Annotated in this window: 13 protein-coding genes; 7 read left to right on the top strand and 6 right to left on the bottom strand. The window is 72.5% G+C overall.

Going from position 1 to position 13,374, the window contains the following annotated elements; translation table 11 throughout:
- Positions 1-3: 3 nt before the first annotated feature.
- Complete coding sequence (locus tag ACLJOU_RS29975; protein ID WP_410571932.1) at positions 4-648, top strand: response regulator transcription factor; 645 nt, start codon at positions 4-6, stop codon at positions 646-648.
- 147 nt (positions 649-795) lie between these two features.
- Positions 796-1,206, top strand: a complete 411-nt coding sequence (locus ACLJOU_RS29970; RefSeq protein ID WP_410571930.1) for a secondary thiamine-phosphate synthase enzyme YjbQ — start codon at positions 796-798, stop codon at positions 1,204-1,206.
- Here the strand turns inward: ACLJOU_RS29970 and ACLJOU_RS29965 are convergent.
- Positions 1,144-2,136 carry an ABC transporter permease gene (locus ACLJOU_RS29965; protein WP_410571928.1) on the bottom strand — a complete coding sequence of 331 codons (993 nt, stop codon included), beginning with the start codon at positions 2,134-2,136 and terminating at the stop codon, positions 1,144-1,146. The two genes, ACLJOU_RS29970 and ACLJOU_RS29965, sit on opposite strands and share 63 nt — an antisense overlap.
- Before the next feature lie 104 nt (positions 2,137-2,240).
- On the opposite strand from ACLJOU_RS29965, the gene ACLJOU_RS29960 reads away from it, so the two are divergent.
- The gene (locus ACLJOU_RS29960) at positions 2,241-2,936 is read left to right on the top strand and encodes an HAD family hydrolase (RefSeq protein ID WP_410571926.1); all 696 of its coding nucleotides are present in this window, start codon (positions 2,241-2,243) and stop codon (positions 2,934-2,936) included.
- Positions 2,937-3,046: 110 nt separating this feature from the next.
- Positions 3,047-5,173 (top strand): bifunctional lysylphosphatidylglycerol flippase/synthetase MprF, encoded by a 2,127-nt coding sequence (locus ACLJOU_RS29955; RefSeq protein ID WP_410571924.1) that lies wholly within the window; start codon positions 3,047-3,049, stop codon positions 5,171-5,173.
- 32 nt (positions 5,174-5,205) lie between these two features.
- Here ACLJOU_RS29955 and ACLJOU_RS29950 read toward each other — a convergent pair whose 3' ends face one another.
- Both ACLJOU_RS29950 and ACLJOU_RS29945 read right to left on the bottom strand, forming a co-directional pair.
- Positions 5,206-6,006, bottom strand: a complete 801-nt coding sequence (locus ACLJOU_RS29950) for a hypothetical protein (protein ID WP_410571923.1) — start codon at positions 6,004-6,006, stop codon at positions 5,206-5,208.
- Complete coding sequence (locus ACLJOU_RS29945; protein WP_410571922.1) at positions 6,006-7,754, bottom strand: proline--tRNA ligase; 1,749 nt, start codon at positions 7,752-7,754, stop codon at positions 6,006-6,008. Before ACLJOU_RS29945 ends, ACLJOU_RS29950 begins: the two co-directional genes overlap by 1 nt.
- Before the next feature lie 122 nt (positions 7,755-7,876).
- Here ACLJOU_RS29945 and ACLJOU_RS29940 point away from each other — a divergent pair, with 122 nt between their 5' ends.
- The 3 genes from ACLJOU_RS29940 (at position 7,877) to ACLJOU_RS29930 (ending at position 11,342) form a co-directional block, all read left to right on the top strand.
- Complete coding sequence (locus tag ACLJOU_RS29940; RefSeq protein ID WP_410571920.1) at positions 7,877-8,230, top strand: VOC family protein; 354 nt, start codon at positions 7,877-7,879, stop codon at positions 8,228-8,230.
- 372 nt (positions 8,231-8,602) lie between these two features.
- Positions 8,603-10,423, top strand: a complete 1,821-nt coding sequence (locus tag ACLJOU_RS29935) for a S1 family peptidase (protein ID WP_410571919.1) — start codon at positions 8,603-8,605, stop codon at positions 10,421-10,423.
- A 16-nt stretch (positions 10,424-10,439) separates the two neighbouring features.
- Positions 10,440-11,342 carry a 2-hydroxyacid dehydrogenase gene (locus ACLJOU_RS29930; RefSeq protein ID WP_410571918.1) on the top strand — a complete coding sequence of 301 codons (903 nt, stop codon included), beginning with the start codon at positions 10,440-10,442 and terminating at the stop codon, positions 11,340-11,342.
- On the opposite strand, the gene ACLJOU_RS29925 is transcribed toward ACLJOU_RS29930, so the two are convergent.
- The 3 genes from ACLJOU_RS29925 to ACLJOU_RS29915 are packed head-to-tail and all read right to left on the bottom strand — an operon-like array spanning position 11,323 to position 13,346.
- On the bottom strand, positions 11,323-11,487 hold the full coding sequence (locus ACLJOU_RS29925; protein ID WP_410571916.1) for a DUF397 domain-containing protein: 165 nt from the start codon (positions 11,485-11,487) through the stop codon (positions 11,323-11,325). The two genes, ACLJOU_RS29930 and ACLJOU_RS29925, sit on opposite strands and share 20 nt — an antisense overlap.
- Before the next feature lie 16 nt (positions 11,488-11,503).
- Positions 11,504-12,337, bottom strand: coding sequence for a helix-turn-helix domain-containing protein (locus ACLJOU_RS29920; protein ID WP_410571914.1), 834 nt, complete (start codon positions 12,335-12,337; stop codon positions 11,504-11,506).
- A 55-nt stretch (positions 12,338-12,392) separates the two neighbouring features.
- Positions 12,393-13,346 carry a GNAT family N-acetyltransferase gene (locus ACLJOU_RS29915; RefSeq protein WP_410571912.1) on the bottom strand — a complete coding sequence of 318 codons (954 nt, stop codon included), beginning with the start codon at positions 13,344-13,346 and terminating at the stop codon, positions 12,393-12,395.
- Between the last annotated feature and the right edge of the window lie 28 nt (positions 13,347-13,374).

Below are 13,374 nucleotides of genomic sequence, written 5' to 3'. Positions count from 1 at the left end.
GGGATGCGGATCGTCATCGCGGAGGACTCCACCATCCTGCGGCACGGGCTCGTGGAGCTGCTGACCTTCCGCGGCCACGAGGTCGTCGCCGCGGTGAAGGACGCCGACGCGCTGCGCGAAGCGGTCGACGGCCACCGGCCGGACGTGTCCATTGTGGACATCAGGATGCCGCCGACGCACACCGACGAAGGCCTCCGGGCGGCGATCGCGCTGCGCCGGGAGGTCCCGGCCTGCGCGATCCTGCTGTTCTCCCAGTACGTGGAGACGAAGTACGCCGCCCAGCTGCTGGCCGACCGCGCGGGCGGGGTCGGCTACCTGCTCAAGGACCGCGTCGCCGAGGTTTCGGACTTCCTCGACGCGCTGCGCCGGGTCGCGGACGGCGAAACGGTCCTCGACCCCGAAGTCGTGAGCCAGCTGTTCTCGGCCACCCGCCGGACCGACGCTCTCGGCGGGCTCACCCCGCGGGAACGCGAAGTGCTGGGCCTGATGGCCGAGGGCCGCTCGAACTCCGCGATCGCGGCGGAACTGTTCCTCTCGCCCGGCTCGGTGGAGAAGTACGTGACGTCGATCTTCGGCAAGCTCGGCCTACCACCGTCCGAAGGGGACAATCGCCGCGTGCTCGCGGTGCTGCGCTACCTGGATTCGTGAGCCCGGTGGATTCAACGCACCGAAGGCCGCCTTGGGTGCGTCTGACGCACCGAAGGCCGCCTTGGGGCGCTCGGGACCCGCTCGCGCCCGGCTCGATGAGCGTCAACGAACCCGCGAAGGAGCCCGCGATTCCTTAGGCTGGGGCTCATGTACTCCACCGAGATCGAGGTCCGCACCGGCTCCGGAGCCGTCGTCCACGACCTCACCCACGAAGCCGAAGCCTTCCTGCGCGACGCCGACGCGGCCGACGGGCTGCTGCACGTCTGGGTCCCGCACGCCACCGCCGGGCTGGCCGTCCTCGAGACCGGCGCCGGCAGCGACGAGGACCTGCTGACCGCGCTCGACGAGCTGCTGCCCCGCGACGGCCGCTGGCGGCACCGGCACGGGAGCCCGGGTCACGGCCGTGACCACGTGCTGCCCGCGCTGGTGCCGCCCTACGCGACGATCCCGGTGCTCGGCGGGGTGCTGGCCCTGGGCACCTGGCAGTCGATCTGCCTAGTGGACACCAACCTCGACAACCCCGTCCGCAAGGTGCGGTTCAGCCTCCTGGCGGGCTGAGCGGGCCGGCCACAGGGTCACCACCAGGCCCGCGGCCAGCAGGACGCCGAGCACCCACAGCGCGGTCGTCACGTCGGGCGCGTCCGGCGCGCCCTGCAGCAGGCTGCGCAGGCCTTCGGTGGAGAAACGGAACGGCGTCCACGACCACAGCAGCGCGCGGTACGCCGGGTTCAGCAGCTCCGGCACCTGCCCGGCCACCGCGGGCGCGACCAGGTACAGCGGCGCGAGGACGGCCATCGCGCGCAGGCCCAGCAGGCGCAGCAGCCCGGCCTGCAGGGCCGCGAAGGCCGTCGCGGCGAGGAAGACCAAGCCGAGGACGCCCGCGGTCAGCGGCAGCGTCGAGTCCCACAGGGCGAAGAACCCGGCCACGACCGCCGTGATGAGCACACCGGCCCCGGTGACCTGCAGCAACCGCGCGCCGGCCCCGAGCGTGCGGCCGGTCCGCTTCGCGAGCTGGGTCAGCGCGAGGCCCGCGACGAGCGCGCCGATCCACGCGAGCGCGCTCGCGGCCAGCGGCGCGACCCGGCCCGCGAGCCCCACCGGGTGCAGGACCTCCTGCTTCGGCGGCCCGGCCAGCGCGGTCGCGGCGCCGGTCAGCGCCTGCTGCGCGACCTGGGTGCCCGCCGGGTTGACCGCGCCCGACGTCACCACGGTCACGGCCGGTCCGGGCGCGAGTTCGAGCACGCCGTAGACCTTCTTGTCCTCCAGCAGCTGCCGCGCTTCGGCCGGGGTGGCGACGGTCCAGGCGAGCTGGCCGCCGCCGTGGGCGGCGATGCGCTGGGCGATCTCCGGCGGGCCGGCAACGGCGACCGGGACGCCGTCGGGCGCGACGGTGGCCTGGGCGCCGAAGGTGAGGAATCCGAGCACCACCGCCACCAGCGCGCCGGCCACGGCGGCGACCAGGGCGAGGGCCCCTGCGGGACGGGTCATCACTGCCTCCACTTATTCGTCACTCGTTGAATTACGCCTCAAGGTACGACCCGGCCGCCGGGAAGTCAACGCTTGTTGAATAGTGCGCCGGTAACCTCGGACCCGTGACGAAGAAGCGGCTGGTGCTCTGGGACATCGACCACACGCTCGTGGACTTCACCGAACTGGGCTCGACCTGGTACGGCACCGCCTTCACGGCCGCCACGGGAGCGACGCTGCAGGTCCGGCCGGTGTTCGGCGGGCGCACGGAACGCGCGACGACGACCGACCTGCTCACCGCGAACGGCTTCGAGGCCGCCGAGGAGACGATCGAGGCGCTGTTCCGGGCCCTGGTGGCGGAGTCCGCACGCCATCGGCACACCTTCCCGGAGACCGCCCGCGCGCTGCCGGGCGCGGCCGAAGCACTGAGCTCCTTCGCCGCCGACGGCGACGTCGTCCAGACGCTCGTCACCGGCAACCTGCCGGAAATCTCCCGGCACAAGCTCGCCGCGTTCGGCCTCGACGAGCACCTCGACCTGGAGATCGGCGGCTACGGCACGCTGTCGGTGCACCGTCCGGACCTGGTCCCGCACGCGGTGAAGCTGGCGGGGGCCAAGCACGGCACCGAGTTCGGCGCCGACGCGGTGGTCGTCATCGGCGACACGCCGAACGACGTCCGGGCGGCCGTGGCCAACAGCGTGGTGTCCGTCGCCGTGGCCACCGGGCACTACTCCGCCGAGGAGCTCGCGGCCGAAGGCGCGCACACCGTGCTGCCCGACCTGACCGACACCGACGCGGTCCGCCGGGCCGTCCTCGGCTGAAAGTCGTCCTTCGGAGGGGGCCTGCACTCAGCCGAAAGGAGGATACCCCTAGGGGAAAAGTCGTTCCCTTGCCCGATGTCCGCGGCGCGGGAACTCGACAGACTCTTCCCATGACTGACGCAGGGGCGGCGGCCGGGCCCGCCGGAGGGGGCCGCATCCGGAACACGGTTGCGGTGTTGAGACGGCGGCTGCCGTTCACCAGCGGTATCACGCTCGCGATGCTGGTGCTGGCCGTCGCGACCGGGGCGCTGTGGAACGCCGCCGAGGACCGCGCGGCCTACCCGTTCGTCGCCTACGGGCTGCCGTCGCTGGAGGCGGGCCGGTGGTGGACAATGCTGACCGGGCCGTTCTTCGCCGTCATCCCGTGGTACTACCTCCCGATGGTCGGCAGCTTCGCGCTCTTCGCCGGCTTCGCCGAGTGGAAGCTGGGGACGCGGCGCGCGATGGCCGTGACGATCGGCGGCCAGCTGGTCTCGGTGCTCGTGGCGACCCAGTTCCTCGCGCTGTCCCGCAACTCCGGCTGGCTGTGGGCCGAGCGGGTCGCGGGCAGCTTGGACGTCGGCTTCTCCGGCGGCGCGCTCGCCGCGGTGGCGATCGCCAGCGCGACGCTGCGGCCGCCGTGGGCGCTGCGGCTGCGGGCCGGGCTGTGCGTGTACGCCGGTGTCGCGATCGTCTACGTCGGCACGCTGGCCGACCTCGTGCACTTCTTCGCGCTGCTGCTGGCGCTCCCGCTCGGCAAGCGCCTGGTGGGCACGCGCCGGGTGGGGGCGCAGGCGGCCCCGAACCTGCGCGAGTGGCGCGTGCTGGCGGTGGCCGGCCTGCTGCTGCTCACCATCGCCGAAATCGTGATGTTCCTGGTGCCCGGCGACGGCCCGTTCGGTTCCGACGACGGCGTTTCGCTGTCGGCCCCGGAGCTCGGCGTGCTGGTCCTGCTGGTCGTGCCGATGCTCAACGGGCTGCGCAAGGGCAGCCGTGTCGCGTGGCGCTGGTCCGTCGCGCTCTCGGCGTTCGTGACGGTCCAGGGGCTCGCCGTCGCGACGCTGCTCGGGGTGGCCGACATCTTCGGCGGCGACTACGACACCGCCGGCCTGCCGCTGTTCTTCGTGGACAATCTCCTGTGGACGGTCGAGCTGGGCGTCCTGATCGCCGCGCGGCACGCCTTCCGCGTGCCTTCGCGACGCCGCCTGCGGCGCCACGCGCAGGGTCCCGGGCCGGCGCTGGCCCGCAGCCTGCTGGGGCGCCACGGCGGCAGCACGCTGTCGTGGATGACGACCTGGCCGCGCAACACCTACTTCGTCCGCGCGGACGGCCGTTCCTACCTCGCCTACCGCCGGCACGCCGGGGTCGCGGTCGCGCTCGGCGACCCGATCGCCCCGGACGGCACCGCGGCGGCCACGGTCACCGAATTCGCCGCGATGTGCGAGAACTCCGGCCTGGTGCCGTGCGTGTTCTCGGCGACCGAAGCCACCGTCGCGGCGACGCGCGAGCTGGGCTGGCAGCACGTCCAGGTGGCCGAGGACAACGTCCTGGACCTCGACGGCCTCGAGTTCCGCGGCAAGGCGTGGCAGGACGTCCGCTCGGCGCTGAACAAGGCGGCGAAGCAGGACATCGAGTTCCGGCTCGTCCGGCTGGCCGACCAGCCGGAACCGATCCTGGCCCAGGTCCGGGCGCTGTCGGAGGAGTGGATGTCCGGCAAGGCGATGCCGGAGATGGGCTTCACCCTCGGCGGCCTCGACGAGGCGATGGACCCGGCGACCCGGGTCGGCCTGGCGGTCGACGCGGAGGGCACGGTCCACGGCGTGACGTCGTGGCTGCCGGTCCACACGGGCGCGGGCACGATCGGCGGCTGGACGCTGGACATCATGCGCCGCAGCGCCCACGGCTTCCGCCCGGTGATGGAGTTCCTCATCGCGTCGGCCTGCCTGGCGTTCCGCGAGGAGGGCGCGCGGTTCGTCTCGCTGTCGGGTGCGCCGCTGGCCCGCAGCGGCACCGGCTTCTCCGCGCGGCCGGTCGACCGGGCGCTGGAGTCGCTGGGCCGCGTGATGGAGCCGTACTACGGATTCCGTTCCCTGCACGCGTTCAAGGCGAAGTTCCAGCCGCGGCACGTCCCGCTGTACCTGGCCTTCCGCGACGAAGCCGACCTCCCGCGCATCGGGCTGGCGCTGAGCCGGGCGTACCTGCCGGACGTGCGGCTGCGGCAGCTGGCGAAGCTGGTCAGCAGCTCCCGGACGCGCTGATCCGCCGGCCGGCGCGGTCCGCTCCCGGTGGGTCAGCGGTACGTCGTCGGCGGCGGAGTCGTCGTCCCCCGGTCCGCCGCCGGGACGAACCGGTAGCTGCGCACGATCCGCTCCAGGTCCTCCCGCACCGAAGGGCCCGCCCGGTCGGTGTCCGCGTACGCCACCACGACACCCGACGCTCCCGAGCCGTCGCCGAAGGCCATCGCCGCCACGAGCGCGTGCTTCGCCGCGCACTCCCCGGTGGGTGCCGAGGTCACCGAAGCGACCACGACCCGGGCCGGGACGGCCGTGCCGTCGGCCTTCGTGACCTGCGCGCTCGTGCCCGGGGGCACGTCGGGTGTCCCGCCGTACGCGCCCGTTGCCACGTCCGTGGCCGCCTTGCGCGCGGCCGCGTCGAGGTCGGCCAGCGGCTCGGTCGCGACGCCCGCCCCGGCCGGCGGCGTCCGGCCGCAGTCGCCCAGGAACGCGCTCGTGACCAGGGTGATCCCGGCCCAGCGCTGCTGCGCCTCGGGCGACGGCCGCCAGTTCGGCGGGACGTCGTAGGCGTACGAGCCGTCGCGGCCCGCCACGGCCTGCCAGCCCGCGACCGCCGCGGGGACCACCGCGCGCGGCGACGGCGTCACCACCAGCGGCGACGCCGGCGAGGACGACGCCGGGTGCTGTTTGCCGGCGCCGAGCGCGTTCAGCACGCCGGCGACCAGGGCGATGAACACCAGGCCGAACCACGGCGCCCGCCGCCACTTCAGCTGCTTCGCCCTCGGCCGGATCCGCTTCGGCCGCGCGCGCGGCGCGTCCTCGTACTCCGGCGTCACGTCTTCGGAACGCCGGCTCATCAGCCTCGGACGAGCTTGCCCAGGTGCTCGACGACGGCGTCGACCGCGATCTCCTCGCGCTCGCCCGACCGCCGGTCCTTGACCTCGACGACGCCGTTGGCCAGGCCGCGCCCGACGACCAGGATGGTCGGCACGCCGACCAGCTCGGCGTCGGCGAACTTGACCCCGGGGGTCGCCTTGCGGTCGTCGAGGATGACCTCGATGCCCGCCGCGTCGAGGTCGGCGGCGATCTTCTCGGCGCCGGCCGCGATCGTCTCGTCCTTGCCCGCGATGACGATGTGCACGTCGAACGGCGAGACCACCCGCGGCCAGATCAGGCCGAGGTCGTCGTGGTTCTGCTCGGCGAGCACGCCGACCAGCCGCGAGACGCCGACGCCGTAGGAGCCCATCGTGATCCGGATCGGCTTCGAGTCCGGGCCGAGCGCGTCGACCTCGAAGGCGTCGGTGTACTTGCGGCCGAGCTGGAAGATGTGCCCGATCTCGATGCCGCGCGCCGCGACGAGAGTGCCGTGCCCGTCCGGCGACGCGTCGCCCTCGCGGACCTCGGCGGCCTCGATGGTGCCGTCCGGGGTGAAGTCGCGGCCGGCGAGCAGGTCGATGACGTGGTGGTCGACCTTGTCGGCCCCGGTGACCCAGGCGGTGCCGGGCACGATCCGCGGGTCGGCGAGGTAGCGCACGCCGTTGTCCTGCAGCGCCTTCGGGCCGATGTAGCCCTTGACCAGGAACGGGTTCTTCGCGAAGTCGGCCTCGTCGAGCAGCGCGACCTCGGCCGGCTCCAGCGATGCCTCGAGGCGCTTCATGTCCACTTCGCGGTCGCCCGGGACCGCGACGCAGACCAGCTCCCACTCGGCCGAGCCGGGCCGGCGCGTCTTGAGCATGACGTTCTTCAGCGTGTCCGCGGCGGTGAACGTGCGGCCCAGGTTCGCGTCGTTGAGGAAGTTGACCAGCGACTCGATGGTCGGCGTGTTCGGCGTGTGGTGCACCTGCGCCTCGGGGCGGCCTTCGATCGGCTGCGCGGGCGGCGCGGGCGTGACGACGGCTTCGACGTTCGCCGCGTACCCGGACTCGGTGCTGCGGACGTAGGTGTCCTCGCCGGTTTCGGCGACCGCGAGGAACTCCTCGGACGCCGAGCCGCCCATGGCGCCCGACGTCGCCTTGACGACGACGTACTCGAGGCCGAGGCGGTCGAACAGCTTCACGTAGGCGTCGCGGTGGGCCTGGTAGGAGCGCGCGAGGCCCTCGTCGTCGAGGTCGAAGGAGTAGGAGTCCTTCATGACGAACTCGCGGCCGCGCAGGATGCCGGCGCGCGGGCGGGCTTCGTCGCGGTACTTGGTCTGGATTTGGTACAGCGTGACCGGGTAGTCGCGGTACGAGCTGTACTCGCCCTTGACGGTGAGGGCGAAGAGCTCCTCGTGCGTGGGGCCGAGGAGGTAGTCGGCGCCCTTGCGGTCCTTGAGGCGGAAGAGGCCATCGCCGTACTCGGTCCAGCGGCCGGTGGCCTCGTAGGGCTCCTTGGGCAGCAGCGCGGGGAACTGGATCTCCTGCGCGCCGATGGCGTTCATTTCTTCGCGCACGACGGCCTCGATGCGCCGCAGGACGCGCAGGCCGAGCGGCAGCCAGGAGTACCCGCCCGGGGCGACCCGGCGGACATAGCCGGCGCGTACCAGGAGCCGGTGGCTCGGTACCTCGGCGTCCGCCGGATCCTCGCGCAACGTGCGAAGGAACAACGACGAAGTCCTGGTGATCACTGCGGGGCTCCCTGCTCCGGGCGGGTGTGAAAGTCCCGCTCAGGGTAGTCAACCCCCCGGCCGTGAATCCAACGGGTTACTCGCGGCCGGTTTTGTCGGTGGTGGCCGCTAGCTTGGCGGGCATGGCAATCCGGATGGGCATGATCACGATCGACTGCACGAACCCGCGGGAACTGGCGAAGTTCTGGACGGCGGCGCTGGGTACCGAGGTGACCCAGGACTACGAGGGCGAGTTCCTGATCCTGGCCCCGGCGGACGGCGGCTTGCCGCTGGCCCTGCAGCGGGTGCCGGAGCCGAGAGCGGGCAAGAACCGGGTCCACGTGGACTTCGGAAGCGACAACCGCGAGGCAGAGGTGAAGCGGCTGGTGGGGCTGGGCGCGAAGGAGGTGGAGGAGCACGAGGTGCCGGGCCTGGCGTGGACGGTGCTGGTGGACCCGGAGGGGAACGAGTTCTGCGTGTCGGCGAAGGCGCAGTGACGCGGTAGGTGCGGCCGGGCGGGGGTGGGGCGGGGAGGGAGACAGAGCAGCCGAGCGGGGAGTTCGTGTCGAGGTGCCCGCGTGCCCGGTGTACTCGCATGCCCCGGCACACCCGCGCGCGCCCCGGCGCGCCCGCGCGCCCGGACCGGCTGCGCCGCATCCGTTGCCCCGCAGCGATTCCGCCTGCCGTCATCCCCGCCCCTCCCCTTGATCGTCCGTTCGGCTCAACCCCTCCACACCGGGCTTCCGGCTACTGGCCACCCGTCAACGCAACCCGCTAGCATCGGCCCGACCAGGAACGGGGGGTCCTTGGTGCGGGGTGACCGTGGCTTTTCCCGTTCGCGCCCGAAAGTCCGATCCACAGGGGGATCCATGCCGCCCGTCAAGGGTGTCTTCACCGTGCCCGGAAAAGCCGTGGCGCTCGCCGCCGCCGTCTGCCTGATCGCCGCCGTTCCCGCGGCCGCCGTCACCGGGGGTGCTCCCGCCGCCGAGGGGGCCTACGCCTTCGCCACCAAGATCGAGGTCGGCGGCGTCCACGGCTGCAGCGGCGCCCTGGTCGCGCCGCAGTGGGTCGTCACCGCCGCCAGCTGCTTCCCCGAAAACGCCGCCCAGGCCGGTCCGCCGAAGCTCGCCACCAAGGCCATCGTCGGGCAGCGGGGCACCGCCGGCACCGAACGTGCCGTCGTCGACCTCCTCTTCCGCGCCGACCGCAACCTCGCCCTCGCCAAGCTCGCCGCGCCCGTCGCCGACGTCACGCCCGTCGCCATCGGCACCGCCGCGCCCGTCCAGAACGAGTCCCTGCGCATCGCCGGCTACGGCCGGACCGCCACCGAATGGGTGCCCGACAGGCTCCACACCGCCCCCGTCTCCGTGCAGGGCGTCACCGCCACCACCCTCGCCGTCCTCGGCGACCCGGCGACCGCCACCACCTGCCTGGGCGACGCCGGTGGTCCCCTCCTGCGCGAACACGACGGCGTCGTCGAGCTCGCCGGCCTCCACCACTCTTCGTGGCAGGCCGGCTGCCTCGGCTCGAACGAGACCCGCCAGGGCACCGTCGAGACCCGCGTCGACGACATCGCCGCCTGGATCGGCCTCCGCCTCCGCGGCGACGCCTACACCTCCCTGCCCACCGCGCAGCGCGTGCTCGACACCCGCACCGACACCGGCGGCCACAAGAAGCCCGTCGCCGCGGGCGAATCCGTCTCCCTCGCCGTCCCCGGCCTGCCGGTCAGCGCGAGCGCCGTCGCGGTCAGCCTGGTCGGCACCGGTGGCACCGCGAGCACGTTCCTGACCGCCTACGGCGACACCCTGCCCACGACGTCCAACGTGAACGTCAGCGCCGGCCGCACCGCCGCCGGCATGGCCGTGGTCCCGGTCGGCCCGGACGGCCGGATCAAGGTCCGCAACAACGCCGGCGACATCGACGTCATCGTCGACTACCTCGGCTACTACAGCGCCTCCGGCGAGTCGACCTACCAGCCGAAGGACCGGCCCGACCTGGTGCTCGACACCCGCTCCTCGCTCGGCGGGCACCCGGGCAGGCTGGCCCCGGGCGAGGTCGTGACGGTGCCGGTCCGCGGCGTGGCGGGCGTCCCCGCCGACGCCGTCGCCGTGGCCGTCAACCTCACCGGCACCGAAAGCGACTCCGACACGTTCTTCAGCGTCTTCGCGCAGGGCACCCCCGGACCGTCGACGCTGAACATCGTGCCGAACGAGCACCGCGCGGCCCAGTCGCTGGTGCGGATCGGCGACGACGGCGCCATCCGCATCTTCCTCCACCACGGCCAGAGCCACGCCCTGCTGTCGGTGGCGGGCTCGTTCGTCCCCGGCGACGCGGGCAGCCGGTACGCGGCGCTGAACACGCCCACCCGCCTGCTCGACACCCGCGACGGCACGCCCACGCCGCTCGGCCCGGGCGGGATCGTCACGGTGCCGGCCACCGGCCTGCCGTCCGGGGCGACTGCCGCGGCGCTGAACCTCACCGGCGTGCAGCCGAGCGCGTCGACGTTCCTGGCCGCCTGGTCGCACGACCTGCCCTACAACGACGTCCCTTCGGCCGTGAACATCATGGCGGGCGAGAACACCTCCAACGCCGCGACGGTCCGCCTCGGCTCGGGCGCGCAGTTCGACGTCCGCAACTCGGCGGGCTCGACGCACCTGGTCGTCGATCTGCAGGGCTACTACACGCGGTAGCGGGTAGAAAGGCGGCATGAGCGCTCGCGTACTGCTGCCGTGGACCGACATCGACGTGCCGGAGGGGCTCGGCGCCGCGTACTACGACGGCGACGGCGCCCCTCCGGCCGATCTCGGGGACGTCGAGTTCTACGTGCTGCCCTACGACCGCGGGCCGGAGCCGCCGAAGCTGATCAAGGAACTGCCGTCGCTTCGGGTGGTGCAGTCACTGTCGGCGGGTGTCGAGACGCTGGTGCCGCTCCTGCCCGACGGCGTCCGGCTGGCCAACGGGCGCGGGCTGCACGACCTGAGCGTCGCCGAGCACGCCCTGGCGCTGATCCACGCGGCGCAGCGCGACCTGCCGCGCTGGTTCGCGCAGCAGACGCGCGGTGAGTGGACGCGCGAGCACACGCGGTCGCTGGCCGACAGCCGGGTCCTCCTCGTCGGGTACGGCTCGATCGGGCGGGCCGTCGAACGTCAGCTCGTCGCCGCCGAGGCCGTGGTGACGCGGGTGGCGAGCCGCCCCCGTCCCGGCGAGGACGTCCACGGCGTAGCCGAACTGCCCGAGCTGTTGCCCGAGGCCGACATCGTCGTGCTGGTCCTGCCGGACACCCCGGCGACACGCGGCCTCATCGGCCCGGACGAACTCGCCGCGCTCCCCGACGACGCCCTGGTGATCAACGTCGGCCGCGGCACGGCGATCGACACCGAAGCGCTCCTGGCCGAGACCCGCACCGGGCGGCTGCGCGCCGGTCTCGACGTCGTGGAGCCGGAACCGCTGCCCGCGGACCATCCACTGTGGACGGTACCGGGCGTGGTCATCACCCCGCACATCGCGGGCGGGTCGGCATCGTTCTATCCGCGCGCGAAGAAGCTCGCGGCGGAGCAGCTGCGCCGGTACGTGCAGGGCGAGGAGCTGCTCAACCTCGTAGAGCGCTGAGGGCGGCGGCCCACGCGGCGCGGGAGACGGTCAGCTGGCCGCGCTCCCGGGCCTTCGTGTCCCGGATGCCGACCGAACGATCGAGCTTCACCTCGACGCAATCCGACTGGCCGCCGCTGTAGCTCGACTTACGCCAACCGTTCATCCCGTGGCCTCCCGGACTATCGCGCGACCTCCCGAAGCAGGGCTCGGGTGTCGTCTTCGCCCAACGCTTTCCTCGACAGGAGCTTAGCCTGCTTCACATAGTCGCCGACCACCTCGGCCTCGTGCAGGAATGCTGTCGCGTGCGAGTTTTCCAGGTGCACGATCGTCGGCAGGCCCGCGAATTCATAGAGGATGAACGAGCCGATCAACCCGGGGTGGTAGCCGATCTTCGCAGGTACGATCCGCAGCGAGATGTTCGGCAGCTTCATCATTTCCAGCAGGTGATCGGCCTGGTCCGACATGATGTCGGCACTGCCGATCTCGTCGCGGATGGCAATCTCGCCGATCAGTGCGGTCAGCCGGACGGGATCGGCCTTCGTGAGGATGCGCTGGCGGTTCAATCGCACGACGAGCATCGCATCGGCCTGCTCCAGGCTGATTTCCGAATTGCTCAGGATGGTGCGGGCGTAATCGGGCGTCTGCAGAAGTCCGGGCACGATCGCGTGGTACCAGTTCGTGATGCGGGTGGCGGTGCGCTCGTACTCGACGATCCCGCTCAGCGCGGGCGGCAAATCGGACGGGTGGGAATCGAGCCAGTTGTCGTCCCCGGCGCGCCTGGCCAGGCGCATCATGCGGTCGTACGTCACGTCGTCGACCCGCAGTGCGCCCAGCAGCCGCGCCACGTCCTCCGGTTGCGGTACGCGCTGTCCCTTTTCCCACGCCGACAACAACTGCGGCAGAATCCGCACCATCCGCGCGAGTTCGCGCAGGCCCTTTCCCCGCGCTACCCGCACTTCGCGCAGCGATGCGGCCAATGCCCTCGAACCGGGCGAGGTGGAAGTCGGCTTCATGTCGTGATGGTACGAATGCCGTCCATTCCCCGATCGGCGGTGGGGCGTCCCATTTTCAGGACAGCACGTACACGTGCCATTCGTCGTCGACGCGATATCCGCAGCGTTCGTAAACACCCAGCGCGCGGTGGGCGTTGTCGACGTCGACGTTGAGGGCCGACCGGTCGAATCCCGCGGCTTTCGCCGCCAGGAGCGTGTGCCCCAGCAACCCGGACGCGACGCCGCGGCCGCGCAGGGCGGCCCGGGTTCCCACCCAGGTGGCGTAGTGCTCGCGGAGGCCCGTCGCCGCGGTTTGGAACGCGTAGTGGTGGCTCAGGACGAACGCGAGCACCTTTTCGCCGTCCAGCACGAGGAACGACAGGTCCGGGCGGAAGTCCTTCGAGCCGGTGACCAGGTGGCGCCAGGCGTCGGGCTGGTAGACCGTGCTGCCCCAGTGGCCGGCGAAGGTGTCGTTGCGGGCGTCGAGGGCGGCGAGGTCGTGCTCGAAGTCGAAGGGCACCGCCTCGAAGCCGTCGGGCAGCGGCGGCTGCGGCGGCAGGTCGGCGAGGCCGACGCGCATGGTGACCATCGTCCGGTCGTGCGTGTACCCCGCGCGGGTGAGGACGCCGGCGATCCAGCGTTCGTTCTGGTGGCTGCCGTGGTGCAGTTCGAGCGGCGCGCCCGGGAAGGCGCGCTCGTGGACCTCGCGGCTCGTGCGCGCGAACCACTCGACCAGGTGACCGCCGACGGCGTCGCTGCGGTACGCCGGGTGCACGACGGACTGGAGCCGGATCATGTGCACGGGTTCGGCGGCGTCGCGGCGGCGGGCGAGACCGTAGCCGACGAGCTCGCCGCCCGCCCAGGCGCCGACGGTGGCGCGGGCCAGGTCCACGTTGGGGGCGTCGAGCTCTTCGCGCAGGTCGTCCGCGCTGAAGTGCTCCCCCGTCTGGTCGACGTCCTCGGCGGCCGCGTACAGCCGGGCGAGGGCGGGAGCGTCGTCCAGGGTCAACGGGCGCCAGGTCAGGTCCATGCCGGGAGGCTAGGCCGGACGGCGGCGT

The sequence above is a fragment of the Amycolatopsis sp. cmx-4-61 genome (genome assembly GCF_046548775.1).
Taxonomy (GTDB): Bacteria; Actinomycetota; Actinomycetes; order Mycobacteriales; family Pseudonocardiaceae; genus Amycolatopsis.
Note: the sequence above shows the minus strand (reverse complement) of the source record. Positions and strands in the feature narration are given on the sequence as shown.